The 26,284-nt window shown below is 70.6% G+C and carries 18 protein-coding genes, 1 pseudogene and 2 CRISPR repeat arrays; of the genes and pseudogenes, 3 read left to right on the top strand and 16 right to left on the bottom strand.

From position 1 onward, the window contains the following. The first annotated feature begins 265 nt into the window (after nt 1-265). Both ACGH52_RS00295 and ACGH52_RS00290 read left to right on the top strand, forming a co-directional pair. Nucleotides 266-1,765 carry a hypothetical protein gene (locus tag ACGH52_RS00295; RefSeq protein WP_399936603.1) on the top strand — a complete coding sequence of 500 codons (1,500 nt, stop codon included), beginning with the start codon at nt 266-268 and terminating at the stop codon, nt 1,763-1,765. Between the two features lie 954 nt (nt 1,766-2,719). Next, the gene (locus ACGH52_RS00290; RefSeq protein WP_399936601.1) at nt 2,720-3,670 is read left to right on the top strand and encodes a hypothetical protein; all 951 of its coding nucleotides are present in this window, start codon (nt 2,720-2,722) and stop codon (nt 3,668-3,670) included. A 257-nt stretch (nt 3,671-3,927) separates the two neighbouring features. On the opposite strand, the gene ACGH52_RS00285 is transcribed toward ACGH52_RS00290, so the two are convergent. Continuing rightward, nucleotides 3,928-4,752, bottom strand: a complete 825-nt coding sequence (locus tag ACGH52_RS00285) for a hypothetical protein (protein WP_399936599.1) — start codon at nt 4,750-4,752, stop codon at nt 3,928-3,930. An 862-nt stretch (nt 4,753-5,614) separates the two neighbouring features. Here ACGH52_RS00285 and ACGH52_RS00280 point away from each other — a divergent pair. Further along, nucleotides 5,615-5,846: pseudogene (locus tag ACGH52_RS00280) on the top strand (hypothetical protein). 211 nt (nt 5,847-6,057) lie between these two features. Beyond that, nucleotides 6,058-7,612: a CRISPR direct-repeat array (repeat unit 26 nt; unit sequence ACCATCCCCGCGGGTGCGGGGAGCAG). Between the two features lie 92 nt (nt 7,613-7,704). Here ACGH52_RS00280 and cas2e read toward each other — a convergent pair. From cas2e to ACGH52_RS00205, 15 genes are all read right to left on the bottom strand, one after another. Beyond that, the gene (gene cas2e, locus ACGH52_RS00275) at nt 7,705-8,061 is read right to left on the bottom strand and encodes a type I-E CRISPR-associated endoribonuclease Cas2e (RefSeq protein ID WP_399936597.1); all 357 of its coding nucleotides are present in this window, start codon (nt 8,059-8,061) and stop codon (nt 7,705-7,707) included. After that, a complete protein-coding gene (gene cas1e, locus ACGH52_RS00270) occupies nt 8,058-9,026 on the bottom strand; it encodes a type I-E CRISPR-associated endonuclease Cas1e (RefSeq protein ID WP_399936595.1) in 969 nt (322 codons plus the stop codon). Before cas1e ends, cas2e begins: the two co-directional genes overlap by 4 nt. Then, on the bottom strand, nt 9,023-9,811 hold the full coding sequence (gene cas6e, locus ACGH52_RS00265; protein ID WP_399936593.1) for a type I-E CRISPR-associated protein Cas6/Cse3/CasE: 789 nt from the start codon (nt 9,809-9,811) through the stop codon (nt 9,023-9,025). Before cas6e ends, cas1e begins: the two co-directional genes overlap by 4 nt. After that, the gene (gene cas5e / locus ACGH52_RS00260) at nt 9,811-10,554 is read right to left on the bottom strand and encodes a type I-E CRISPR-associated protein Cas5/CasD (RefSeq protein ID WP_399936591.1); all 744 of its coding nucleotides are present in this window, start codon (nt 10,552-10,554) and stop codon (nt 9,811-9,813) included. The genes cas6e and cas5e overlap by 1 nt, the downstream gene beginning before the upstream one ends. Next, nucleotides 10,551-11,747, bottom strand: a complete 1,197-nt coding sequence (gene cas7e / locus ACGH52_RS00255; RefSeq protein ID WP_399936589.1) for a type I-E CRISPR-associated protein Cas7/Cse4/CasC — start codon at nt 11,745-11,747, stop codon at nt 10,551-10,553. Before cas7e ends, cas5e begins: the two co-directional genes overlap by 4 nt. Beyond that, the gene (gene casB / locus ACGH52_RS00250; RefSeq protein WP_399936587.1) at nt 11,744-12,451 is read right to left on the bottom strand and encodes a type I-E CRISPR-associated protein Cse2/CasB; all 708 of its coding nucleotides are present in this window, start codon (nt 12,449-12,451) and stop codon (nt 11,744-11,746) included. Before casB ends, cas7e begins: the two co-directional genes overlap by 4 nt. Further along, a complete protein-coding gene (casA, locus tag ACGH52_RS00245) occupies nt 12,448-14,217 on the bottom strand; it encodes a type I-E CRISPR-associated protein Cse1/CasA (protein WP_399936585.1) in 1,770 nt (589 codons plus the stop codon). The genes casB and casA overlap by 4 nt, the downstream gene beginning before the upstream one ends. Further along, nucleotides 14,201-17,011, bottom strand: coding sequence for a CRISPR-associated helicase Cas3' (cas3, locus tag ACGH52_RS00240; protein ID WP_399946573.1), 2,811 nt, complete (start codon nt 17,009-17,011; stop codon nt 14,201-14,203). The genes casA and cas3 overlap by 17 nt, the downstream gene beginning before the upstream one ends. A 327-nt stretch (nt 17,012-17,338) precedes the next feature. Next, a CRISPR array of direct repeats spans nt 17,339-17,916; the repeat unit is 29 nt; unit sequence CTGCTCCCCGCACCCGCGGGGATGGTCCC. Between the two features lie 846 nt (nt 17,917-18,762). Further along, nucleotides 18,763-19,959: a methyltransferase, FxLD system gene (gene fxlM, locus ACGH52_RS00235; RefSeq protein ID WP_399936583.1), complete on the bottom strand. Its 1,197-nt coding sequence runs from the start codon at nt 19,957-19,959 to the stop codon at nt 18,763-18,765. Between the two features lie 13 nt (nt 19,960-19,972). Further along, nucleotides 19,973-21,115 (bottom strand): lanthionine synthetase C family protein, encoded by a 1,143-nt coding sequence (locus ACGH52_RS00230; RefSeq protein WP_399936581.1) that lies wholly within the window; start codon nt 21,113-21,115, stop codon nt 19,973-19,975. Next, a complete protein-coding gene (locus tag ACGH52_RS00225) occupies nt 21,112-24,135 on the bottom strand; it encodes a lantibiotic dehydratase (RefSeq protein ID WP_399936579.1) in 3,024 nt (1,007 codons plus the stop codon). Before ACGH52_RS00225 ends, ACGH52_RS00230 begins: the two co-directional genes overlap by 4 nt. Before the next feature lie 100 nt (nt 24,136-24,235). Continuing rightward, nucleotides 24,236-24,418 carry an FxLD family lanthipeptide gene (gene fxlA / locus ACGH52_RS00220; RefSeq protein WP_308293524.1) on the bottom strand — a complete coding sequence of 61 codons (183 nt, stop codon included), beginning with the start codon at nt 24,416-24,418 and terminating at the stop codon, nt 24,236-24,238. A gap of 238 nt (nt 24,419-24,656) precedes the next feature. Continuing rightward, nucleotides 24,657-25,079, bottom strand: coding sequence for an ATP-binding protein (locus ACGH52_RS00215; RefSeq protein WP_210976196.1), 423 nt, complete (start codon nt 25,077-25,079; stop codon nt 24,657-24,659). 123 nt (nt 25,080-25,202) lie between these two features. Further along, nucleotides 25,203-25,691, bottom strand: a complete 489-nt coding sequence (locus ACGH52_RS00210; protein ID WP_399936576.1) for a DUF6302 family protein — start codon at nt 25,689-25,691, stop codon at nt 25,203-25,205. After that, nucleotides 25,679-26,107: a DUF6415 family natural product biosynthesis protein gene (locus ACGH52_RS00205; RefSeq protein ID WP_399936574.1), complete on the bottom strand. Its 429-nt coding sequence runs from the start codon at nt 26,105-26,107 to the stop codon at nt 25,679-25,681. The genes ACGH52_RS00210 and ACGH52_RS00205 overlap by 13 nt, the downstream gene beginning before the upstream one ends. Between the last annotated feature and the right edge of the window lie 177 nt (nt 26,108-26,284).

The following is a 26,284-nucleotide window of genomic DNA, read 5'->3' as shown; positions in this document are numbered from 1 at the left end:
TTCGGCCTCGCTCGCCGGCTTTGACCTCCTGCGCAAGCGAGCTGGCTCTCCTGGTCGGCCCGACCACGGCCGTTTAGCGCGGCTGTTGTCGGTTCGTGACTGGTGGTCGGGGGTTGTGGTCGTCTGTCTGGTCGGGGTTGGCCGGTGGGCTGACCTGCATGGATCTTGTGTGTGTCTCCTCATCCGGTGGGCTGGGCGGTGCCGTGGTCGTGGTCCGCGTCCAGGCCTTTGGCGGCCGCGTGTACCGGGCGTGTGGGGAGCCGTGGTGAGCGGCTTCGGTGCGGGGATCCGCCGGGGCGTGATGGCCGCTGATCAGTTCACGCAGATCGCGAACGGTCTGTTCCGGGATGGCCGGTTGTCCTACCGGGCGAAGGGGATCTTCGGGTACGTCAGCACGCATCGCAGCGGCTGGCGGGTGACGCTCGCCGACCTCGTCCGCCTGGGGCCTGATGGCCGGGACGCGGTGCGCGCCGGTCTGAGGGAACTGGAGGAGCACGGCTACCTGGTCTGTGAGCGCCTGCGCCACCCGGACGGCACCCTCGGTGAGAGCGTCTACTGCATCACCGACCACCCCGCCGTCCTGAGCGATGTGCCGTCCAAGGCGCGCTCTGCGGCTGGAGGCCCGCGGGCAGCGGTTGGCGGTGGGTTCGGTGCGGGGATCCGTCGGGGTGTGATGGCGGGTGATGAGTTCACGCAGATCGCGAATGGACTGTTCCGTGACGGCCAGCTGTCCTACAAGGCGAAGGGGCTGTTCGGGCTGATCTCCACGCACCGGGAGGGCTGGCGGATGAAGGTCACCGACCTTGCCCGCTGCGGCCGGGACGGCGAGGCGGCCGTCAGGAGCGGAGTGAAGGAGCTGGAGCAGCAGGGCTTCCTCGTCCGCGAACGCGAGCGCGGTCCGGACGGGACCCTCGGTGCGGCGGTGTACTTCATCACCGACCTGCCAGCCCTGCAGAACCGCAGGTCACAACCAGAGTCGGGTTTTCCACCGGTGGATGAACCTACGGTGGTTAACCGCCCCCTTAAGAAGACTAAGAGACAGAAGACCAACAAGCAGAAGACCAGACCCCTCCGTCCCTGCGCCCGCGCCACCGGCTCGAGGGGCACCTGGGGGACGGACCGGTCGGAGGCAGCACCGCCCCTGGCCCACAGCTCGCCCGCCGACGCTTCGCCGGCTGTCCCGCTGGTGCCTGCGGCTGATGAGATGCATCCCGGGCTCCAGCTGCTGCTGGAGATCGGCGCCGCTCAGCCCGAGCTGCTGCTGACCGGGAAGGCACTGACCGATCAGGGCCGGATCGTGACCGTGATGCTGGAGTCCGGCTGGACCAGCGCCCAGCTGCGCCACGTCATCGCCAGCCGTCCCCTGCCCGCCCCGGTGCGTACCAGCGTCGGTGCGATCATCGCCGCCCGCCTGCGTGCCGCCCAGGCATACCCACCACCCACCACCCTCACCGGCTCTGCACACTCCGGCGATGTCCTGGATGACGAACCGCCTGCCACAGCGGCTACTCCCGAGCGGTCGTCCACCGGGCCCGCGGCCCGCACCGTCACCGAAGCCCTCACCTACCGCGCCCTGGTCGAATGCGCTGGCTGCGGCGTCCCCTGTACCGCACCCGGTGAGGACCTGTGCCCGGCGTGCCTCGACTGGCCGCTGTGTGCCACCTGCCCCGGCCCCACCCCGCGCCGCGCCCACCCCCACGGCGACGGACGCTGCACCACCTGCGCCACCGCCTTCACCGGCCCGACGCAGGGAAGTACGCCATGACCACCCCGACACCACCGGCCAGCGGCTTCCCAGAACCGTTGCGCCCGTTCTGGCTGCAGCCACGGAGGTCGCCACGCCCGCGGCCCAAGATGCCCCTTCGGCCCACCCCGGCCGGACGGGCAGACAGCCGGCGGGCCGGGGCGGACCCACGCCGTGCATCAGTCCTCAGCCGAACCCTGTGCCCGCTCTGAAGGAGGAAACCGACATGCCCCACCACGGTTCTGAGCAGTCCACCGGCGGTGTGTACCTGCTCTTCGCCCACGAGGCCTACTACCCGACCCCCGGACAGGAGATCAACACCTCGCTCGTGGACGCAGCCACCCTGCTGCATTCCCCGGGTCCGCCACGCCGACGGCGCCCGCATCCGCGAACGCCTCACCCGCGGCCGACGCCCGGGCGAGATCGTGCCCCTGGCCACGCTCACCCACGAACTGGACGGTGGCCGACTCTGGCCCCAGGTCGGCGACTGGCAGGCGGTCACCGCGGAACTGCTCCAGCTCAATTACGACCACGGGTGCGACGCCCTCGGCCTGGGACTGCCGCCCATCGCCCGCGCCCTGGTGGGCACCGACCCGCGCAGCAAGGTCCGCGTCTACGGTCCGACGACCGAGGATTACCAGATCTTCGGGCCCGCCGAAAGGATTGAGGTCCTGGTCGAAATTCGGCACGCAGCCCGCCCGGGCGGAAGCCGGCCGCCCTCTGGGGCCGGGGAACGTTTCGCACCCTGTGGGCGACACGGCAGGGGAGGAGATCTTCTACCTGCCCCACCCCCAGTAGGCGTGAGTGGTGTCGCACTACGACCTGCTGCAACGGTCCTGGCCGGTGAAGCGAGGCCGGTCCTCTTGCCGGCCTCGAGGGCCGGCCTGCGGCTGGCGTTGGCCGTCCAGCCAAGCATGGAAGTGCCGTGCGGCCGAGGCCAACCCGGCCGGTGCGCGGGACCCGAGCGCCCCATTGATGCTCCGCCAGGCCGTGGTCCGGCTGCAACCCGAGCATGTCCCGTGGCCAGTTCGCATCCTTGCAGGGCAGTTATCCCCACTCCACCCTATTCAGGTCACTCGTGCCTATGAGGGGGGAACCGTGCCATTCGGCAGCGGCGACAGGGCTCAGCTCCAGCAGATCCTCGACCAGCTCTCCAGACTGGCCACCGAGGTCGCGGCCATCAAGCAGCAGGCGGCCGACCAGCAGCACACCCTCGACCAACTCCGCCACGACACCACCGCCGCCATCAACTCCGGCCTCGCCGACATCCGATCCGTCGCCCGTGACGCCATGACCCGCACCACCGACCTCGTCGGCGGCCCGCTCACTCAGGTCAGCAACGAGATCGTCGCCATCCGAAGCGCTGTCACCCAGATCGATGGACAGCTCCGCGCCACCGCGAGCCACGCAACGGCCGCGCCCGAACCGGCTCCCGCCGCGGACCCCGAACCGCCGAGCCACCCCCTCCCGGGCCCGGACCCTGAACCCGTATCCGACCCGGAAGCCGGATCCGAGACCGAGGCGGAACCCTCCAGTCCTGACCCGGCCGTCCTGCGGGCTGCGGCCGGCATCGCCCACGCCATCGTCGAAGCCCACCGCGACACCTGGGCCTTCCTCATCCAGACCGCAGGCAACGAGCAGCACTTCCACATCCCGGGCAAGGTCGACGACCACGAAGGCTTCGTCAGTGTCCGCTTCTCCGGCCCCAGCCTCGTCGCCGCTCTCACCAGCCTGAACCACATCGCGCAGACTGCGGCCAACCCGGTCACGCAAGCCATCGCAAGCCACATCCAGCAGAAGATCACTGCCGCAGTGCACGAGATCATCACCCACCCGAGCACCGACGGAGAAGGCAAACCCGTCCGCATCGTCATCGACGACCGTGCAGCACCCGCCGAACCCGCCCACACCACAACAGCCGCCTGACACACCATCACCCTGCCCGGCGCGGAACACGCCCTCTTGGCCATAGCCCACCGGAAGAAGGCCGACGAGAGCGGCGTTCGGCTTGGCGGCTTGGAAACCACAGCATTGCGGTGCCCGCGCCACCACGCGCGGGCCCGCGTCGTCATCAGCATCGGCCACCAAGGCCGCACCTCGGGCGTGGGGGTGGAATCGCAGTGGCCTATGTATCCCGGATACGGCTAGAGCCACCACGCCCTGCCGCGCCCGTGGCCCGGAGCTCACTTCTCCAGCGCGCGGGGGGAGGCTGGGCCGGCCTTCTTGTAGAGGCTCTGCACGTCCTCGACGATGTCGGTGTGGTCGTGCAGGTTGATGTCCAGGGCGTGGCCGATGAGTCCGAACATGTCGTGCACGAGGCGGTCGAAGGCCACCGGCGCCAGCAGGCCCGCAGGTGGCCGCGTGTCCTCCAGCGGGCCGGGGATCGCCGCCCGCATCCGGTACTCCCGGTCGGCCTGCTGATGGGTTCGGTAGGCCTGCACTGCTTCGTGTAGCCGCGCCGGCCACGGCATCCGCGGGGGCGGCGGGGCGGGCCGGCCCTCGAAGACCGCACCGTTGGCCGCCCGCTGATAGGCGGCAAGGGCGGCGGGCGAGTTGTCCGCGCGCTGCTGCAGGCCGGACACAGCGTGCAGACGCAGCGCCAGCGAGATGATCGGTGTGGCGTGGCTCGTGGCCCAGGTGTACTCGGTGCGGCGGTCACGCCGGGCACGGGCTACTTCGACGCGCTCGGCCTGGGTGAGGACGTCACCGGCCACATCCTCGAGGTCATCACGCAGTTGCAGGAACCGGCGCTCGGCTGCCTGCCGGCTCTTGAGCTCCAACGCGTTCCCGATCCTGCTCCATGTGATCTTGAGGGTCCGGGCGGTGCTGATGAGTTTGCGCTCGTCGGCTTCCAGCTTGTCGCGCAGCGTACGGATGACCAGGAGCGCGGCAAGCACGCTGGTTTCGTCCATGCCCGGGTCGCGGTAGCGGGCGCGCTGCACCACCAGGTCGTATTTCGCGGCGATGCTCGTCAGGTCGCGGTCGGCTACGGAGAACTCGCTGGTCACCCGGGCCAGTTCGCCTTCCCACTCGCTGGGATCATGCTCCGGCGGAGTGTGTAAATGCTGCCAGGCCGCTTCCCGGCTGAATTCCTCAACGGGGCGTGACTCTGTCGTCTTGCTGACGACGCTTTTTGTCGTCCCTCGGACGACGTTTTTTCGTGAGGGCATGCGATCTCCATTTCATGGCGGTGTGAAATCAGGTATCAGTCGTCCGAGCGCGGGTGATCCGCCTGCCGGCGGGCTAGCGTCCGGCGCCGCAGGGCGCGTACCAGAGCGCCGGTCAAGGCCCCGGTTGCCAGGACCAGCAGCCCGGCGAGGTACTCGGGTCCCGCCTCTCGCAAAATGTTGCTCATCACCACAGGTCAGCACGCGCGGACAGGGCCGCTGCGTGCCCCCCTCTCCAAGAATTCTCGGGCAGCGTGAAGCCGCCCACGGATAAGACCGAGCCGTCCCCCTTGCGGCACCTCGACAGGCCGGCTCCATTCCCCGAGTCCGCCCTCGGGGCATACGAGCCGCCTACGACGCCACAATTCAATGAAGGAGTCGGGTATCTCGTCACACGATTCGAAAGAGCGCCACCCTCCGCCACCCCTTGCGAAAAACCGCTCACCCCAAATTAATCGGCATTGCGCCGATATGTGACGACGGTGCGCACAGCTTGGCCGGCTGTCCAGATTCCGGAGTGAACGTTCGCTGCATTGAGTCGGTGGGAGGTGTCTTCGCGGTGGCCATCCGGGCGAGTGTGGCAAGCCGGGCCCCGATGATGAATGCTGCGGGATCCGGCATGTCGGCTTCGAAGCACCCGAGACCCCGCGTTCGTGCTACGGGTACGTACCCGTAGCACGGGGGAGTGGGAAGGAGCACGAGAATGACTGATGCCAGCGTTCGCATCCCCGAGGAAGCCCAAAACCGGCTCGCTGCCATAGCCGCTGCGGAAGGTCTGTCACTGCGCGCCTACCTGCCGTGGATGGCACAGACCCTGCTGACGCCCGCAGAGCGGGCTGAGCGAGCCGAGAAGGCGCGGGCCGCCGTCCGTCGATCAGGAGAGGGACCTCGACCATGAGCTGGACCGCCGTCTGGCACGGGTGACCGCCCGATGAGCGACGCCATGCACATCGTCCTGGACGACACCGCGATGGCCGCGGCCGGTCAGGGCAACCTCCTTGCCTTCCGCCTCATCCACCGTGCTCACGTCGAAGCCGGCTGGTTCCTCTACATCCCCGCGTGTGCGGTGGTGGAAGCCGACCGTGCCCGGCCCGGCACGGCGGAGCATCTGGCGTCCCTGCCCGGCATCGCGGTCCTCGCGAACGCGGGACCCTCCCCGCGGGTGCGGGGAGCAGAGACCGGCACTGAGTCTGGCGCCAGTGAGCAGGGGACCACGCCCGCGGGCGCGGGGCGCGGCCTGCCGCCCAACAGTTGTTCAGGGCGAAGTCGGGTCTATCCCCCCGGGCGCGGGGAGCAGCCAATGGCGATCGGCACGCCGATGCCGCTGATGGGACTATCCCCGCGGGTGCGGGGAGCAGCCCAGGGACTGGCAGTACGTCGCGTCGATCGCGGGACCATCCCCGCGAGTGCGGGGAGCAGGTACTCCTGCTTGATCACTCCGACGTGAATTCGGGACCATCCCCGCGGGTGCGGGGAGCAGATGTGACCGACCAGAAGACCCGGAGTAGTGGCGGGACCATCCCCGCGGGTGCGGGGAGCAGGCCTGCGTCCGCCGGGTCCACGCGTCCGAGCCGGGACCATCCCCGCGGGTGCGGGGAGCAGCGAACCCCGGCCCGCCGCTGGAGGTCGCCAGCGGGACTATCCCCGCGGGTGCGGGGAGCAGGAGTCGTACCGGCCGATCTTCCTGCCGTCCGCGGGACCATCCCCGCGGGTGCGGGGAGCAGCACAGCCGGTCGCCTTCGCGGCAGCGGCGGGAGGGACCATCCCCGCGGGTGCGGGGAGCAGAGCACGGCGGAGACGGAGACGATCATGGGGTGAGGACCATCCCCGCGGGTGCGGGGAGCAGGACGTCGACTCCCTGCCTCTGGAGGCGGCGACGGGACCATCCCCGCGGGTGCGGGGAGCAGGACGTCGACTCCCTGCCTCTGGAGGCGGCGACGGGACCATCCCCGCGGGTGCGGGGAGCAGGGGCGACCGGGGGTCACAGACAGAGGCAGCGAGGGACCATCCCCGCGGGTGCGGGGAGCAGGCGTTCTCCAGGATCTCGTTGTGCGGGAACAGGGGACCATCCCCGCGGGTGCGGGGAGCAGGAGGAAAGAAAGGATGCGTTCGCGCGGAAGTCGGGACCATCCCCGCGGGTGCGGGGAGCAGTCGCCGATTCCGGAGTGGCTGGCCTTGTTCTGGGGACCATCCCCGCGGGTGCGGGGAGCAGTGCACGATGGCCCCTTCCGGGCGGTGATTGGTGGGACCATCCCCGCGGGTGCGGGGAGCAGACTACCGGCTCCCTGAGAGTGATCCACCAGTAGGGACCATCCCCGCGGGTGCGGGGAGCAGGGCGAGCACGGCTACCTCGAACGGCACGAGGTGGGACCATCCCCGCGGGTGCGGGGAGCAGGCGGTCATCGACTTCAGCGTGTCGACAGACCCGGGGACCATCCCCGCGGGTGCGGGGAGCAGTTGATGTCGGACCAGACCATGGCGTAGCGGACGGGACCATCCCCGCGGGTGCGGGGAGCAGGCGCCCTGGGCCTTCTCCTCCGGCGTGGCCTGGGGACCATCCCCGCGGGTGCGGGGAGCAGAACCAGAGGTGCATGAGCCACTGGTCCCGGCAGGGACCATCCCCGCGGGTGCGGGGAGCAGACTCCGGCCTCGTCTCCCTGCGGCTGGGACATGGGACCATCCCCGCGGGTGCGGGGAGCAGACTGGATGACCTGCGTTTTTACGGACGCCGGAGGCGGCTTTTGGGTAACTTCATTGATTCTGGCAAATCGACCTTAAGGTACTCAACCTGTATCAGCCTCTGCCGAAGCGTCGGCGTTTGGCGGCTCTGCTCCAGCCGGATGGTGGTCCGTTCTGGGGAGCTGGGCCGGGGGTGTTGGGGTCGGGGCGGTGGATCAGGGTGATGCCTTCGTGGTCGGTCGGGTGCCAGGCGTGGTCGTGCGTGCGGAAGGTGAAGCCCTGCTCGTTGTTCGTGGTGTGAGCCAGCAGGGCGCGGCCCTGGCCTGCGTACTGCTGGACTTCTTCCCAGAGTGCGTCGCGGATGCGGGCTGAGGGGTTGCCGACAAAGACTCCGGCAGAGATCTCCAGCAGCCAGCGAGTGAGGAAGCCGCGCAGGCCGGCCGGGCAGTTGGTGAGGACGATGACGGTCACCAGAGCTCGTCCCCGTAGTCCTCGGGGCCGTCGTAGTTGGTGCCGGAGGCGACCTGGTGGCCGTGATCGCTTTGGAGTGTGACCACGTCCCGGTCGTCGGCGGGGCCGCTGGGTTCGGCTGCTTCGGGGAGCAGGAGGCGCCGGATGTCGTTGACGCATCGGTCGAGCAGGGACGTTTCGTTGATGCGGTCCCGTAGCGCGCGGCGGGTGCGTGGGCCGGTGTCCTCCTCGTCCTGCGCAGCGATGTCGAAGGCGAGCGGTATGCCGATCTCCGTCTTGTAGAGGTCGGCGATGTCCAGGACGAAGGACAGCTCGTGGCCGGAGTGGATGAAACCGAGGGCCGGACTGCACCCCAGGGAGGTGACGACGGCGTGGGCGATGCCGTACATGCACTGGGCGGCCGCGGTGATGGCCTGGTTGACGGCGTCGCCGCTGGTGAAGTCGCCGGGGGTGTAGCGGCGGCCCCGCCAGGGGACGCCGGTGCGGGCGGCCTCGGCCCGGTAGCAGTCCTTGACCCGCCTTCCCTCGCGACCGAGGAGTTCGTGCCGGGTGAGACCGGTCGGGTCCTCGTCCGGGAAGCGCAGCCGGTACATCGCGCGGGCCACGGCGAGGCGGCTGCGCTGGTTGGCCCACTGGCGGGCCTGGGCCTCCATGAGGGCGGCGGAGCGGCTGAGGGCGCGGCCGGAGGCGTAGTAGCGCACTCCGTGTTCGCCGACCCAGCAGACGGCCGCGCCGGTTTCCCCGAGCACGCTCATGGCCTGGTGGGTGACGCGTGTTCCGGGGCCGAGGAGGAGCGTGCCGATGGTCGCCGAGGGGATGTGGGTGGTGCCTTCCGCGTCCTGGGCCGTGATGGCGTTGGCGTCACGGTGGACCGTGCAGCGTTCCAGGTAGACGAAGGAGAGGCGTTCGCCGGGGCGGGTGAGCTGCCGTGGAGTGAGTGCCGTGCGTTGGGAGATCGTGCTCATGGGGTGGGGCTCGCCGGCTGGGTGAGGGGGGCCAGGGTGAGCAGGCCGCAGCCGTACGCGCGGGCCCGGCCGATGCCCTGGGTGAGGGAGCGGCGCAGCACGGCGGGATCAATGACCTCCAGCCGTCCTTCGAAGGTGACGGTGACGACGGTGACCGGCTTGTCCCGGCGGCTGCCGGAGCCGCGGGACTTGTCGAAGGCGAGGGAGCGGCTGTCCTGTACGGCCAGCTCGTACCGGTCGCCGGAGTGGGGCCGCTTCTGGTGGGTGGAGCCCTCGGGCAGGAGACGCCGGTCTGTCGGCTTCTCGCAGATCCGGAAGCCGAGGCGCTTTTGCCGTTCCTCGTCGAGCAGCCAGCCCATCTGGTGAACGGGCGTGAGGTGGGCGGTGAGCTTGCGGGGTTCGCCCTCCTTGCGGCGGACGGTGTGCACGGGGTTCGCCGTCAGGCGGAACGCCCAGCGGTCGCCGGCGGCCAGACGGTCGAGAAGGGGGGCGTAGGGGCGGGTCTGCCAGCCTGGGTTCTCGGGGTCAGCGACGGCGGGCCAACCGGCCTGCTCGACCAGATGGGTCAGATCGGGACGGTCGGGGCTGACGACGTACAGCAGCACCTCGGCGCGGCCCCGCTGGTCCAGACGCCACAGCACGCGCGGTGCGTCGGGCTGCGGACTGTCGGAGGGCAGGATGTGAGGGAAGGACGACATGACCGCCGCGTGCATGGCCTGGGGCGACGACAGCAGACGGCGAGCGCCGGGCCGCGCGGTGTTGACACGGAAGCGGGAGAGGAACATCAGGCGCTCTCATTCTCCAGGGCATCGAGGGCGGCGAACGGGTCGTGCGGGCCCTGTGGGCTGCCGCCGCCGGCAGGAATGGGAGTGGGCACGGCGGTGGTGACGACGGTGCGCAGCGCGTGCTTGCGGTGGGCGGTGTCGAAGCTGACCGGCTGGTCTCGCAGGACGTCGGCCGACTCGGCGGGCTCGTTGCCGGCCCTCTCACGCAGGACGGTCAGGGACTGCGGGGTCCGGTGGCGCCTGCGGTACCAGGCGGAGGCCTGCCACGGCACGTTTGTCAGCGCGTTCTCGAGTGTCGTGTCCTCGTACTGCGCGAGGTCGACCGGCTCGGAGGGCGGGCAAGAGCGCCGGCCGAGGTACGGCAGGTAGACCGGGGCGCGCAGGGCGTCGTGCAGACCGGCGAGCAGGGCCTGGTCGCCCTCGACGGCGGCCACGAAAACGGCGTCGGCCAGGTAGAACCGCTCGGACAGCGGCATGGACGCCCCGGTGACGCCGTGGTGGGCGGTGTGGAAGTCCCGGATACGGGTGCCGGGCTGGTCGATGCGGACTCCGAACCGCAGTGCTGCCAAGGGGGCCAGGTTCGTGTCGTCGCTGCGATCGATGCCGGCCGCCGAGGCGAGCAGGCCGATGACGCCGCTCTTGGTCGGTGCGGATTCGGTGGTGCGGCGGGTGAAGCGGGAGGAGGCCCCCCAGGACTGCAGGGGGCCTGCCAGGCGAAGGACGAGTACGCCGGTGCTGCTCATGCGGGCGTGTCCAGGCGTTCGGCGACGGCCTGTCCGACGGCGGCGGCGAGTTCGCGCAGCGTGCCGGCCTCGATGCCGAGGGCGGCGAGCTTCTGCGTGGCGGGGCCGACCCGCAGGACCCAGGTGCGGGTCGTGTCGAGGTCGCCGTAGGCGCGCTCGACGTCCGAGGCATAGGCGGCGAGCCGGTCGGCGGCCTCGCGCAGGTGCCCGCCGCCATCGCTGCGGACCGGGTCCTCGAAGGCGGCGACGTAGCTGATGGGCCGGGTGGTGCGGAGCTTGACGACCACGGCGTCGGGCTCGGTGTGGTGCCCGAAGGTGTTGATCTTTCCGGTGGGGAGGGATTCCACGAAGGCCCGCACGAACGCCTCGACGGCCCGTCGCACCGGCTCGGTGCGCGGCTCCTCCTCACGCAGACCCTGGCCGAGGTTGTCGGCGAGCAGGTGCACGCCGAGTGCGGCGTAGCGGTAGAGCGTGGCGGAGTTGAAGTCGACGGTGCCGATCATTCCGGCGCCGGTCTCCTCGTCGGTGTTCTCGTCGTCGACGGCCGTGTAGTAGTCGGACTCGTTGTCGACGCGGTGGACGCTCAGGGCGTGCGCGACCTGGACGGCGGCGTCGACGTTGATGTCGGCGACGTCGGCGACCATCCGGCCGAACAGCGCGATGTCCACGGAGTGCCGGGTGTCCGCGAGCTCCTTGGCCCGGGCCTTGTTTTCCTTGGCCTTGAGGAACGACGTGATGTCGGCGGCGCCTTCCAGCGCGAGGCGGGCCAGGCCGTCGAGCTGCCGGGAGCTGAGGAAGACCAGGTACTTGCTCTCCGGAGCGGGTGCGGGGCTTCCGTCCTTCTTCGCCTGCTCGGCCTTCCGCTTGGGAATCTCGGTCTTGAAGCCCGCGGCCCTGACCGTCTCGTCGGCAAGCTGTAGCGCCGTCTCCCGCTCGACGGAGTCGTCGAGTTCGGTGATCCGGTCGGCCAGGAGTTCCACGATCTTCTTCGTCCGCACGCCCAGCTCGGCGGGGTCGAGCAGGTGCTCGTCCGCGAAGCAGGTACGGATGGCCCGCTTCCACGCCTGGCTGGAGACCCGGGCGCGGGGGACTCCGCCGTAGACGGCCGTCTTGGGAGCGCCCGTGTCGTCCCGGTTGAGGTTGCTGGGCGGGACGGTCTGCAGGGCGTGCACGTCCAGGAAGATGCGGTTCACGAGGCGTCCTTTTCGGTGTCCGGGGTGGCGTTCTCGTCGGTGTCCGGGGCGGTGTCCGGCCGGATTCGCAGCTGCTCGTGGAAGGAGCGGCCCCATCGCCGCCGTACGGCGGCGGGCCCGTCGGGGCACTGCCAGAGGTAGAGCTGGCCAGCGAGGAGCGCGTAGTCGAGTGGGATGGGCGTCTTGGCGCTGCGCAGCAGAGCGACGATGTCGCGCAGCCGCTGGGTGAGCGTGGCGAGGTCGGGGGCGGTGCCCGCGCGGACCAGGCGCTTGCGGACGGGGGCGTCGGTGCCGTCGGCCGGCATCAGGCGCCGGACCGCCGCGCCCAGGCCGCCCGGCCGCTCACGGGTGTGCCGACGGTGCATGGGAACGCCGCGAGACTGCTGGTGGAACGCCCACAGGGTGAGGGCCGCGTGCAGCGCGTTCTCCGCACGCACCAGTTCCAGTTCGCTCAACGGCCGTGCTCCTGCGGCCGTGGCGTGGAGCGGACCGGTGTCGATCAGACTCCACAGATCGGGTGTCTCGCCCGCCTCACGGCCCGCACCGCGGCGCAGTCGGGCGAGAGCGCCGACGGCGTGGGACCTGTCCTTGAGGTACCCCTCCTGCCAGGACCCGATGAGCGTGGCGGCGAGCTCCGCGACCTGCTGCTGAACCGGGATTGCAGCGTGCGGGGCGGAAGCGGATGCGGAAGCGGTCGTGGTCATACGTGGACCTCCGGGTCGGTCGCGGCGTGCTCGGTCCCCATCAGGCTGGTGGGTCCGGGCCCGGGCGGCCCGCCCTCGGGCGGGGCGGTGCCCTTCTCGCCGGATTCCGGGGTGCCGGGGAAGTCGGGATCGCCCAGCGCCTTGGCCAGCCGCCCCCGGAACCACACGTCGGCCAGGCCCGCGTTCAGCCAGTGGGTGCCGCCTTTGTGGTCGGTGTGGATCCGTCCCTCCCAGGCCGCGTCACCCGCGGCGGCGATGAGACGGTCGCCGAGACGGCCCACCGTGTGCCGTACCTGGCGCTGCCAGATCTGCCGGTGCGCGAAGGGGTCGGGCGCCTTCGCCATGCCGGACAGCCAGCCGCGGTACGGATGGTCCAGCGCGTCGAACCCCTCGGCACGGGCGGAGATCTTCGGACCCTCCTGCTCGGAACCACGCGCCCGGGCCAGATCGGCCGCGAGATCCCCCAGGATGCGCACCGCCCGGTCGGCGTCCTCGGCCGCGGCGACGGCCTGCGTGGCGTAAGCGGGGTCCTGCGCGTGCAGCAGGACGACCGGCATCTCCAGACGGTCGTCGATCACCTCGTCGATCACGGACTGCTGGGTCCCGTACCGGGCACCCACCACCCGGGTACGGACGAGGAAGCGGCGGGGGAGGTGGCCCTCGGTCACCAGCCGCGCGACCCACTCGAGGATCCGCGGCCGCAGCCAGGAGGGACCCTTGGCGCCGCTGGTGTCCTGCAACCGGTCGGAGAGGAGCGCGGCGATGCCCCGCCAGGCCGCACGGGCCGGATCGTGTTCGAGCGGCAGGAACACAGGGGACTGCCCCAGCTTCTTCTCCTGCGCAGGGCTGCGCCGCCACGGAGTCATCGGCTCGTCGCGGTGCATGTTCCGGGAGACGAGTGGATCGCCGTAGCCGAGGACGACACCGTGGACGCCGTTCGCGTCGTGGTGCAGTCGCACCCGGCGCGACTGCCAGGTGTACAGGTCGCGCAGACCGGTCGCGGTCCGCCCGTCGGCGCCCGGCCCGCAGGGCTCACGACGCCAGGCCGGCCGGTCATCGGCAGAAAAGTTGAACAGCTCGGTGTCCGCCGCCACCAGATTGAGCAGCAGCGTCTCGCGCAGCGTGTCACCCTCCACGAAGACGCCACCCAGGCCTCCCGCCCACCCGGTGCCGAGCGGGTAGACCTTGCCGCCCTTGACGCGGTCGTCGCCGACCATGCCGGACTTGATGCCGGAGGTGTCGTACGCGTGGACGTGGACGACCCAGCGGGCGGCCTCGGCGAAGGACAGCCGCTGCACGTCCGGCATCCGCGCGCTGAAGAACGGCTCACCGGCCGGCACGTCGGCCACGATCCGGTTGAGGGAGAACACCTCGTCCTTCGCCGTACGCAGCCCGGCCGTCTGGCCGAACGGCGCGACGGGGTGCAGCAGGTCGAACCGGTCGTGGTGCTCGTCCAGATACGTCTGGACCGGAGCGAAGCAGTCGGGGTCCTCCCAGAGCTCCGCCCACTCCTCGATGTCGCCCGGGCCATCCAGCGCTTCGTGCGCGACGGCCAACAGGAGCCGGACCAAGGAGAACTCCTGGGTGGCCAGTTCACCCACGATGCACCGCAGATCGCCGGCCTGTGCGAAGACCTGGCGGAGCGACAGCTCCTCCTGAGATCCGTCGCCCCGCAGCACACCGATCCACGGCTGGCTCGTCAGATCGAAGGACAACGCCTCACCCACCACCTCACCGGCGCCGGAGGGTTCAGTCGTCTTCGTCACGGGTCACCTCAAGACCGTCACTTGGGCTGTAGCGGAGTACGAACCCTGCCAGGAGGGTCTGACAATCCTCGTCGAGAGCGAGAATCAGCTGGTCGGCGAGCCAAGGGCTGTCCTTGCCCTGCCAGTTGGGCAGATACAACTGCTCCAGCTCCTCGATGGCCCGGTCCATGGTCTCGCCGGAGAATTGCAGGGGGAGCCGCAGTCCGCAGCTCGCGGCCGTACGGGCCGCGAACCGTGTCGGCGTCGCGTCCTGCGCCAGCTCGAGGCCGGCACGTTGCCGGCCTTTGCCGTCCGGTTCGAGCCACGGAAGGGTGGCCAGGCTGCCGTCGCCGCGTTGCTGCACGACGACGACCTCCAAGCTGTCCCGGCTGTCGCGGACCTGGGCACGCCCTGTGGGGGTGTCGTCGGTGTCGCCCACGCCGGCGGCGACCCAGCCGAACAGTGGCCGCCCCGCTTTGCCGACGTCTCCCAGCCGGAACACGGCGGCGCGCTGGGCCTGGTCGTCGCGGTGCTGCTCGAACCGCTCGGCCGCCACCTTCATCGCGTCCTGCCAGCCGTCCGGCCCGACCGGGTCTTCCCCGTACGCGCCCTGCACGAGAGGGCTGATGTCCTCCGGGAGGCGTACCGGCCGCCGGGGCCCGCCGTCCAGGTGGGGGAGCAGCACGGCCGCCGACCGCAGCAGGGCGTGCCACCCGTACACCGCGACGGACCCGCGCACCGGTACGGGAACCTCCGCGTCCCAGCCGGTCCCCGTCACCAGACAACGCGCGGTGCGCAGGCGTTCGGGGCGATCCTGCTGTTCCTCTCCGCGCCGGTGGCGGTGCAGGCGGCCCATGCGCTGCAGGAGCAAGTCGACCGGGCACAGGTCGCTGACCAGCAGGTCGAAGTCGACGTCCAGGGACTGTTCTGCCACCTGGCTGGCCACGACGATGTGTCGGCCCGCGGGCCGGTCGTTCGTCTTCTCCGGGGGTCCGAAGAGGCGGAGCAGTGCCTTGTCCTTGCCCGCCCGGTCGAGGTCGACGAAACGGGAATGGGCGACCGTCACGTTCTCGGCACCGAACCTGTCGCGCAGCGCGTGAGCCGTTTCCAGTACGCGCGTGACGGTGTTCCGGATCACCAGAGCGCACCCGCCGTCGGCCAGCTCTTCCACCAACCGGTCGGCGAGGACATCCAGGCCGTCGGCCAGACGCTCGACCCGCACCTGCGTCGACCGGGCCGAGGCCTGCGGGCGCCGGACCAACGGAATGTCGCCCGGAGCGACGGCGGTCAGCAACGGGTACTCGTTCGACTCAACCTTGTCCCCGGAGACGACCGCCGCATCACCACGGCCGGAGTAGGCCGCCAGGAGCTCCCGCCTGCGTGAGGCCGGCAGAGTGGCGGACAACACCACGACCGGAACCCGGTACGCACCCAGCCAGGACAGCACCCGGTCCAGGTACACGCTCATGTAGGTGTCGTAGGCGTGCGCCTCATCGATGACGACGACCTTCCCGGCCACGGCGAGGTGACGCAGCGCCAGGTGCCGGCTCTTCAGGCCGGCGAACAGCAACTGGTCGATGGTGCCCGCGACGAACGACGCCAGCATGGCCTTCTTACGGCCACGCAGCCAGGCATGCGCCACGAGCTCGGCTCCCGCACGACGCTGTCCGTCCGATCCCGGCCGCGATGCGGGCGCCGCTTCGTCCACATCCACGGCTGCGACCCCTCCGGTACGGGCCATCAGGCCGGCGAAGTCCTCGTTGAGGGCCGCCTTGGAATGGGCCAGGTGTACGGAACGGCGTGAGCCCGCCACTCCCGGGACCCGGTCCAGCCAGTCGAGCAGCCGGGGGAACATGGCGTTGCCGGTGGCCATCGTCGGCAGGGCGAAGAACACCCCGCCGGCGCCCGAGCGTGCGGCGAAGACCTCGGCTGCAACGAGGGCCGCCTCCGTCTTCCCTTCGCCCATCGGCGCCTCGACGATCATCAGCCCGGGTGTCTCCAGCTCCCTGGCGAGTCCCAAGGCGGCTTCCTGGACGGGGCGTACCTCCGCTCCCGCGGGCAAGTCGAACCGGGCGGTGAACAGCTCCTGAGCGCTGCCCGCTGGTTCTTCGGCCCGCCAAGGCTCTGGCAGGTCCAGGCCCTGCCAGGCCGCGGCAAGACGCTCATCGTCCCTGCGGGATGCGCCGTCGGGAAAGTACGGGAAGAGGTCCGGATTGCTGGCGATCCAGTCGGAGACGATGACCAGCGCGGTGAGCAGCACCTGCACCGGCTGCGGCAACCTGACCCCGCGCCATCCGCCGAGCAGCTCGGCCACGCCGAAGTGCTCGGCACAGGCGCCGAGCAGCTCGGTCTGCACCTGCCGCCAGACATGGCTGCTCGTGCCCGGCGTACGCAGCAACTCCTCATGCTCATAGAGGGCCTTGATCTGTCCGTGCTCTGGCGGCACACCGTGATGCCCGCCCACAGCAACCGTGAACTGTCCAGTCCGGGCGGGCGTCCACCCGTGCCGGTCCTCCAGCCATTCCCCCAGCAGTACCTGCCCGGCCAGACCGTGCGGGGCGATCCGTCGATCCGGTCCCAAGGCCCTCGCCGAACGCATCTCCAGTCCTTGGCCACGCATCGCGTCGGCGAGCTGGTCGACCTTGCACGCGAATGCCGGAGTGGCCTTGCCGATGTCGTGCACACCAGCGAGCCACACGGCGAGGGCACGCGCGTCCGACTCCCCTCGAGGCAACGCCTCGGCGATCAGCCGCCGCACTCCTACGGGCAGCCATCGGTCCCACAACAGGCCCGCCACTGCGGCACTGTCCTCCATGTGCCGCCACAGCGGGAGCCACTCATCGGTCTTGCAGTCCTGCTTGGCCCACACCGCCCTGGCCGGCTGCCCAAGCCGACGCAACAGGCTGGAACGGGCGTTCCCCCCATCACTCATGAGTGATTCATACAGGGAAAACCAGGATCGCCCCATCAAAACCAGCAAAGAGAAGAGTCTGCTGAGAGACGGCACTTCCTGGTCATATGATGACCGGCTAACCATGGACGCGTCTAAGGGATCTCCCATCACCTCATGTCCTATTTGCCGGAATCTTCAAACCTTGCTGAAAACACGCCTCTGCGGCCATAAACTCGCAGGTCAAGCAGTCTGCTCCCCGCACCCGCGGGGATGGTCCCCGACTGCCCCTGCCCGAAGGCGGCGTGCGGCCCTGCTCCCCGCACCCGCGGGGATGGTCCCGACGACGCCACGGACCAGGCCGTCTACATCGGCTGCTCCCCGCACCCGCGGGGATGGTCCCCCCACTTGGAGGTAGTCGGCGTAGCGCTCGGCCTGCTCCCCGCACCCGCGGGGATGGTCCCGGCTACGCCCGCCGCATCATCCTTGAGGAGACCTGCTCCCCGCACCCGCGGGGATGGTCCCAGGTCGGTGCAGGAGACGGTGACGGTGGAGGCCTGCTCCCCGCACCCGCGGGGATGGTCCCCCCGGCTCCACCAAGGCCGCCGGCGCGCTGCTCTGCTCCCCGCACCCGCGGGGATGGTCCCGGCCAGTTCGCTGACGGGGTGGTGCCGCCGTTCTGCTCCCCGCACCCGCGGGGACGGTCCCGGCTCGGGCCGCGCGGGACGCGTCGCCGGAGCCTGCTCCCCGCACCCGCGGGGATGGCCCCGATAAGGGTCCGTTCGGCCCGGTCAACGGCGTCTGCTCCCCGCGTCCGCGGGGATGGTCTCCCGTGCACCCCTGCGGGACGTCGCCCCTGGGCCCCCGTTTGGGCATGAAGGGATGCTTCCTGCCCTGCTCAGCTGCTGTTTAGGGCAGTGAGCACGTGGTCCAACTCATTGGGCATTACAGCAACAAGAAGAGCGCCCTCGGGAGAGCTGCACTCGATGATTCTGGACCCACCGTTTATCTTCACCGCCTCGCGCCATGACGCTGACCTGACGCAGACCCTCGGGGAGGGACACTGCCGCCCCGGCTTTGGTCCGTGGCTCCCAGCCCACTCCAGAAGGGGCGACCTACAGTCGCCCACGCAGCCACTGCCCTTCTAGCGAAGGATGCCGGAGCAGGCAGGGAATCCTGATCTCATTTCCCTGAGCGGCACTGTCTGCCCGCTGCTTCACTCTGCGTCGGAACAGCCACGTCGTCAGTCCTGCCGCCGCCAGGACAACCACCAGTTCGATCACCGGAGCATTCAAGCAGCGCAGAACCTTAGTGCCCAGCCCTGCCAACGCCCGCCATTCCAACGGATTCGTATACAGTCGGCCTTTAGAATCTGCGCAACCCGCCAGCTTCGGGTTGCGATCTGCTCCCTGCACTCGCGGGGATGGTCCCATGCCGGCCCTGTACTTCGGCTGCATGATCTGCTGCTCCCCGCACCTGTGGGGATGGCCCCCACGAGATCCGTGAGAAAGGCAAGGAAGGGCACTGCTCCCCACCCGTGGGGATGGTCCCAGTACCGGGATCACCGCGTGCATGGCGACGCCCTGCTCCCCGCACCCGCGGGGATTTCTCCGCCCGACGGCCCCCTCGGGCGGCGTCCCCATCCGGGTGGGTGGGGACGCTCGGGAGGGACTGTCTCAGTAGGCGAGCGTGATGCGGCTCTCCGGCTTGCTGATGACGTGGCCGGGCGCGGCACCGGCCGCGGAGGGGGTGACGGTCATCCGCGGTACCGCCAGGCGGGCGGAGCCCCACGCGTCGATGTGGGCGATGAGGTCGTTGGCCAGATCCTCGCCGCGCGGCCCGTATGTGGCAGCGCCGAGCCGGAACGGGCGGTCCGGGTCGGCGCCTTCACGGGTCACGGTGAGGTAGGCGAGGGAGTCGTCTTCGACCAGGACGGGGCTGCGGCCCGGTGCGGCGGGCCTGGAGACCAGGTCCTGCTCCACGGCTTCCGGGGTGACTTCGAGGCGGCATACGCGGTCGTCACCGGCTGTGGCGCGGAGCCAGACTCCGTCGAACGACTCCTCGCCGCCGATCCGCTGGGCGGACAGGAAGTGGCCGGCCGGCTTGTCCGCCGCGAGGGTGGCGGCGAGAGCGTCGGTGTCGACGGCCTGGTCCTGGTCGTAGTGGAGGCGGATCGTGTCGGCGGCGTTGAGGGGCACCGTCTGCTCGCCGTTCTGTCCGATGATGGGAACGAAGCCGCACAGTTCCATGCCGTCGGAGACCAGTTCGTCCCCGCGGCGGGTCAGGGCGACTGACCGTGTCTGTCCGCGCCAGCGCAGCGGCAGTACGAGGCGGCCGCCGTCCACCAGCTGGTCCCACCAGGTGGCCGGGATGTCCCAGACGCCCACCGTGGCGATGATCCGGTCGTACGGGGCGTTCTCGTGGACGCCGAGCAGGCCGTTGCGCTCGATGACCGTGACGCTCTCGTAGCCGGCCGTGTTGAGGGTCGTCCGGGCGTGCAGGGCGACGTCGGAGTCGATGTCGACCGTGGTGACCTTGTCGCCGCCGACGAGCTCGGCCAGGAGCGCGGCGTTGTAACCGGTGCCGGCACCGACCTCGAGGACCTTGTCGCCGGGGCGGGCATCGAGTTGACCGAGCATCATCGCGACGACGGACGGCACCGACGCGCAGGACAGCGGGAGGGGTTTGCCGGGGTTGTCCTTGATGGTCACGGCCTGGTCCGTGTACGCGTTCTCCAGCTCGATGCCAGGCAGAAACGCGTCCCGGGGCACGGTCCGCATGGCGCGCTCCACGTCGCAGGGCACGCCGCGTTCGCTGATGATGGCGTCGACGAGCCGGTTGCGGAGTCGGTCGGCCGTGGGGGTCTGGCTCACAGTCGTTTCGCTTTCAGTTGAGGAGGAGACACGTCTCCCACCCCAGGTCGAGGGGGCGGGGGGTGCTGAGGGTGTGCTGGGTGAGGCGGACGCCGGCGTTGCCGGTGAGCAGACCGGCGTCCTCGGTCGTCTCGTTTCGCGCCATGGCGGACTCGAGGCCTGCGCGCAGTGCGGGCAGCGCGCCGGTGAGGTCGGGGCGCGCGGCGTCGGAGGCGGTCCGGTCGGTGGACAGGAGCAGACCCGCCCACCCGTGGCAGACCGATGCGTCGGTGATCTGGCGGATCTGCCGGGAGTCGGTGACGGCCTGGAACGCCGTATGTTCCGCGAGGCCGCGGGCAGTGTCGTCGTGGAGGACGAGCGCGGCGAGTTGCAGGGCGCGCGCGATGCCGGGGGTGCCGTAGCACCACGACGGGCGGCCCGGTGCGGCTCCGGGCTCGGGGCCTTTCCGGTAGGCGTCCAGGGGCAGGAGTTCGGGCCAACCGATGCTGCCGTTGGAAGAGGGCTGTGCCCAGGCGGTGAGGTGGGTGATGCCCCCGGCCAGGGCGTCGTCCAGCCCGTCGACGGCGTGGCCGGCACGGCGGGCCAGGGCGAGGAGGGCGAGCGGGCCGGCCATGCCGTGCGCGATCCCGAAGTTCGCGTGGCCGTGCGCGAATCGTCCGGCGCCGACGACGTCGCGCGGTTCGGTCGCTGCCCACCATCCGGGTACCTGGTGACCGTCGACGGTGAGAGGTTCGGTGAGCAGCCGCACCAGGTAGCGCAGCACGCGCTCGAGGACGTTGCCGCGGTCTCGGCGGAGGAGGTACGCGCCGAGGCCGGTGAGGCCACTGATCAGGTCGTATTCCCGCAGGCGCGGCGGACGCCCGCCGCCCATGCGGCGGTGCGCGGCGTCCAGGCGGTCCGCGACGATCGCGACCGTCTCGGCGTCGAGTTCGGCGAGGGAACGGGTGTAGGCCGGATGTCCCGCGATGTGGAGGACGTAGGCGACCGCGGGCGCGCCTCGGTAGAGGTTCGCGTGTGCCGGGTGGGCGGAGACGGGACGGGAGCCGGTCGCCTTCGCCGCGGCATGGGCCGCCGTCCAGTCGCCTCGCTCGCGGGCGATCACCATCTCGTACAGGGCATTTCCGGCGAGGCCGCCGCCGAGGTCGTCGTGGTTCATGGGCTTTTCCTCAGCACCAGGGATCGGCAGGCCTGCCGTGCTGCGTGGCGGGACGCGGCCTCGCTGTCCCGGTCGGGTCCGATCAGCCGGTTGTGGTGCATGTGGAGCAGGGATTCGAGGGCTTGTCCCAGACGGCTCGCGTCGGCCTGCGACCGGTATGCCCCCAGCGCGGCCCGACGCCGGGCGATGGCCCTGGCGAGGCGGGGCGTCGCGTTCAGCAGAGGGTCGGCCTGCACTTGATCGACGGTTTGCCGTGTGACGTCGAGGCGGACCGTGCCACGCGCCGGAGTCTGTGCTGGAGTTCGCGCCCGAGTCCGCGAGGTCCAGGCCCGGCCCTCGTCGGTGCCGAGGAACCCCTCCGCCAGGTCGACCATGTTCAGGGCGCAGACCGCTTCCCTCTCCAGGGTGGGCACGTCGGTGAGAGCGTAGCGAGCCACGAGGCTGTCGGCGACGAACACGTCCTCGGCCGCGGCCATCGCGGCACCAGTGCCGTAGCGGCCGGTCTCGGGACGGTAACCGTCGAGGACGAGCCGGGAGGCGAGGCGCTCTTCGGTGAGCTGCTTCGTCCAGTCGGACAGGGTGCGCAGGCGCAGGGCGGCCTCGCGGCCGTCCAGTCCACCGGTGGGCACGCGGATCCGGAGATGGTCGGTCTCCTGCAGGGACCTGTACCGCACGAACCACACGTCGGGGGTCCCGAGCGCGTCGAGCAGGCTGGGCAGCCACAACGTCAGGATGTGGTCCATGGCGGTGGGGTGGGTGAACACCTTCGCCTGGGTCCACCGTTGCTCGATGTCTCCTGGGTGCGCCAGGTCCCGGTTCGTCACCACTGGGGCGCGGTTCAGGTCCGGGTGCGGCGCCTGCGGGCGGGTCGTGGCGAGCGGGACGGTGAGCTCGTGGGCGTGGCCCAGCCAGCCGAGGTCGTCGTCGTTCACGGCCTCGGTGAGTACCGCGTGCTTGGTGCGGCAAAGGTGTTGGTGGATGAGGCGTGCGTGGAGGGGTTCGGTCCGGTCCACGGTCATGCTGCGGTCGTCGTCCAGCAGTTGCACCTGTGCGGGGCATCGCCAGGTGGCCGCCCATTCGTCCAATGCCTCGTGCCAGGTCGGCCCGAACGGACCGGTCGGCAGGTCCGCGGCGGACAGCTTCCAACGCGCCGGGACCAGCACGGTACGGCGATGGCGCACACGCGGCAGGTAGGGGAGCGGGGCGGCGACCGGACCCCAGTCGAACGCGGTCCACGCCGTCGCGAAACCACGCCCCAGTTGGGCCAGGAACCGGACCAACGGAGGAGCCTGCTTCTCCAGAGCGAGGGGGTGAAGGACGTGCGGCTCGACGATGCGCCGCCGGGACATGCTGACGAGGTGCAGCTGCTCGCCGGTGGAGACCACGGCGAGGTCGTCGATGGTGATGAGGCCGACTGCCGCCGTCCGGGTCTCGCCCACGGGGATGACGTACGGCAGCAAGGCGGGGATACGGGAGACGTTCTGGGCGTGCGGGAAGCCGGGCACGAAGGAGAGCTGCGGGGACAGGGCCCTTTCGGTCATGGTGGGCAGTGTCCGGTACAGGTCCGACAGTCGGTGCCCCAGCACGGAGGCGAACCGGCCGGACAGGACGCCGGCCGTCCATGCCGGTCGCACGTCGAGCGTGAAGTCTCCGCCGCACACGGCCTCCCTGCTCACGGCCCGGATCCTGAAACCGATCTCCACGTGCGGCGCCGTCGGCCGCTCCGGATCGCCGGCGGCGAGATCGTCGATGTCCTGCTCCGAGAAGACGATCTCGCTGTCCCCAGTCATGGCCGCCCGCATGGCACGCGCCGCCAGTAGTTCGTCGCGCGGCAGCACCCTGAGCGGCTCCTCGCCCCACACCGACATCGGGTAGTCGGCGGGCAACCCGATGCCCGCGGCCAGATCGGCGGCGTCACGGACCGGGACGAGGACCCCGGAGCCGTAACGCTCCCAGAAGTGCGTCTGATAGGCGGCCCATGCAGGCGATTCCCCCTGTGCCCGGGTCAGCCGCAGGAGCGTGTGCGCGGCACGTTCCACCTCGTCCAGGACCTGGTGGGGCACGGTGACCTGAGCATCGAGCCGCAGGTCCAGGCTGATCCTGCTCCGGCAGTCGGCCGGCTCGATCTCCTGCATCCCCTTGTCGGCCAGGGCGCGCAGTCCGGGGGCCGCCCCGGGCGCAGCTCGATTGTGCAGGGCGAGGACCCGTTCCGTTTCCCCGAGGCGTTCGATGATCCGGACCGTGTCCGGCTCGAGAGTGTCCACGTGCGGCCGCAGGGTGCTCACGATGTGCCGGACGGGATCCTGGTCCGTCATGGGCGCGGTGAGATCGCTGGTCAGGTACCCGTCCTCCAGGGCCTGCCCGATCAGGCGGACGGCCTGCTCGGACGTGCCACCCGCCTCGGTCAGCGCCTCGAGGAGACGGCGGCCCGGGGCCGGTGCGACCGCCGCCCTCAAGAGGACGGCCAGCGGACGGGTCACCGGCGCGCTCGCCAGGCGTCCGCCCGGCCGGGGAGCGCAGATGGCGTTGCCGCGCCGGAAGGACAAGGTGTTGACCTGGAGGGTCAGATGCGGAAGCACGTCGGCACGGCGCTGTAGCGTACGGCGCACGTGATCCACCCACAGGGTGTCAGGGCGCGCCACAGCTCGGTGACCGGTACCGACGTTCGCGGACACCGGCCCGATGTCGGCCAGCGCGACACCGGCGAAGAGACCGAAGGGCGTCGCTCGGGTCGAGGCCCGTAGAAGGTAGCCGGTGACGGACAGGGTCGCGCTGCGGACCCGCTTCTGCCGGACCTCGTCGCCGTCCAGGATCCTCTCGACGAAGTCGGCCAGCCGCGGAGACGCCGCGCGCAGTGGAACGACGAGAGCATCGTCGGACCACACCCGGGTGAGCCACTCGCGGCAGCTGTCGGGCGATTCGACGTCGGGCCAGGCGTCCGGGCGGGCCCGCACCGGCAGAACAGCGGCACGCAGGACCAGGATGTCACCGTGCCTGCGGAAGACGGGACGCGTCGTCATCGGCCATTCCTCATCATCAGCGGTTCCTTGGGGGCGGTGCGTCGGTACGGCGGTGCGGGCGCGGTAAGCCACACCCGCACCGCCGCGAGCTGCCTGCGCGTCAGCTGGACGCGCAGGACGAGGCGCAGGTCTTGGCGCAACCGTCACCGGTACCGCAGGCCTCGACGATCGGCGTCGGAGCCCGGGTGACGGTGGTGTCCAGCTCCCACTCGTCGCCGGACACGGGCAGGGGCTCGGCAACGACTGCGGTCGTCGGCGGAGGCTGGTAGGTCGGGATCGACACGGACGCTCCTTGGTAGTCGGTCCGCCCCAGAACGGGGCGGGGGATCTCAGGACCCCAGGTGCGGGCTGCCATGCCGTGGCGTAGGGGTGCAGCCTGCAACTGGGGCACTGCTTGGCACTGGAGCGTGTGCCGGACCCACCGCCCGACCCTGCGTCGTCCGCCGTCCGGGCTGTCGGGCAGCGTGCCTGGGGCGGTGGTGGGCAGGGCCGGCCGTGCGTTTGCCCGGTGACCATCGGCATCACTGCCGCCGCCCGGCGGGTACGCGAAGGCTGCACCAGGTCGCCGTGCCGTCCTCGCTGGTGCCCCAAGTGCCTCCGCTCTGTTCGGCCAGGGCATCGACGAGCCCCAAACCACGCCCTGTCTCGGCCTCGTCGTCGGCCTCCCTGCGCTCCGCCCGTCCCGGCATGCCGTCGGTGACTGTGATGCGGAGGAATCCGCCCCGGACGGCCAGGTTCAGCGTGATCTCCGTCGTCGCGCTGTGCAGCAAGGCGTTGGTTAGCAGTTCGGAGGAGATGAGGAGGACGTCGTCGATCATCGCGTCGAGCCCGCGGTGCTTGAGCTTGGCGGCGGCGATCCGGCGGAGGACGCCCACCCGCGCCGCATCCCGTGAGCGGGGCACGCCGTCATCGCGGCGCGGGGCCACCACGATCCGCTCGTTCATCAACTCCCCGTCGACGAGCAGGGGTGTGGGTGTGCGATGCGTTCGTACCGCTGTTGTTGCTCCGGCAGGAGTGGGGGACATGGGAAGACTCCTTGATCCATGAATGCGCATGTCCGGTCCTTTTCAGCGAGGGCCGCGGCCGTACGGAGCTGCGGAGGAACAGCTGAAGTCGGCGGGGGAGGAGGGCCGGGCGCGGTCGTGGCGACCGGATTCGGGTCCGAGGCCAGGGCGGGGGGCAGGCCGCCTGAGTCCGTAGAAGGCCAGGCGCTCGTTGTCGTCGAGCCACGTGGCCGGAGGACGGTCCCCCCACTCGACGGCGTACGACGAGCGCGGTGCGCACCGCCACGTGATGCGCGCGCCGGGGAAGCCGTTGAGAGGCGCCAGGACGTCACGGACGGCCAGCGCCACGGCGAGGTTGTCGGCGCCGAACCAGCCACCACGCCTGATCCCGCCCACTGGCACGGCGAGGAGCGGCATGCGGAACACGCGGACGGCAATGCTCCGCGACAGGAGTACGGCATCCACCCGGGCTCGGAAGTACTCGAAGTCGTATGCCTCGGCCGCGGGCATGACGACCACGTCGGCCGCCGCCGGTGGAGTCAGGCCGGACACGGCGCCGCCTCCTCGTCGTCGGGCAGCAACAGCTCCAGCAGGTCCTGAGCGGCGAGAGCGAGTCGGCGAAGGTGACCGAGCCGTGTCATGCCGTCTGAACACGCTGGCGTCCCCAGGGCGTCGTTCGCTCTCGCGATGAGCCGCGCCCTGACTTCCGGCTCGCCGGACTGGTTTTCGGCTACGGCGTCGACCAGGGCCGCGAGGTGGCCCGGTACTTCCCGGGTTCCGCGGAAGCGCTCGAGGAGGACCGGGATGTCGTCCTCGGCCGGGTCCCTCCCGTCGCCGAAGACCGCTGCCACGTCATCGAACGCCTGGTCGACCGGAAGGCCGGCCCGGAGCATGACGACGATGCGCTTGAGGTCCTCCCTGCGCTGCGTCCAGGAAGGAACTGCTGGAACGGGCGTGACGAGCCGCATGGGCGGGGGAGTGGGCGCAGCTTTCGCGGCAGTCGCGGCAGGGGCCATGGTCGGTTTCCTCCAACGGGGCGTGGGTGAGGAGGGGGAGCGCGAGGCAGCGAACGGACGGCCGGGTCAGGGTCGACTGTGTTCGGGCGTGCACTTTCGGTGAGGGTGGCGATCATCGTTCACCCGCCG

This window comes from Streptomyces sp. BBFR25 (genome assembly GCF_044590125.1).
Lineage (GTDB): Bacteria > Actinomycetota > Actinomycetes > Streptomycetales > Streptomycetaceae > Streptomyces > Streptomyces canus_D.
Note: the sequence above shows the minus strand (reverse complement) of the source record. Positions and strands in the feature narration are given on the sequence as shown.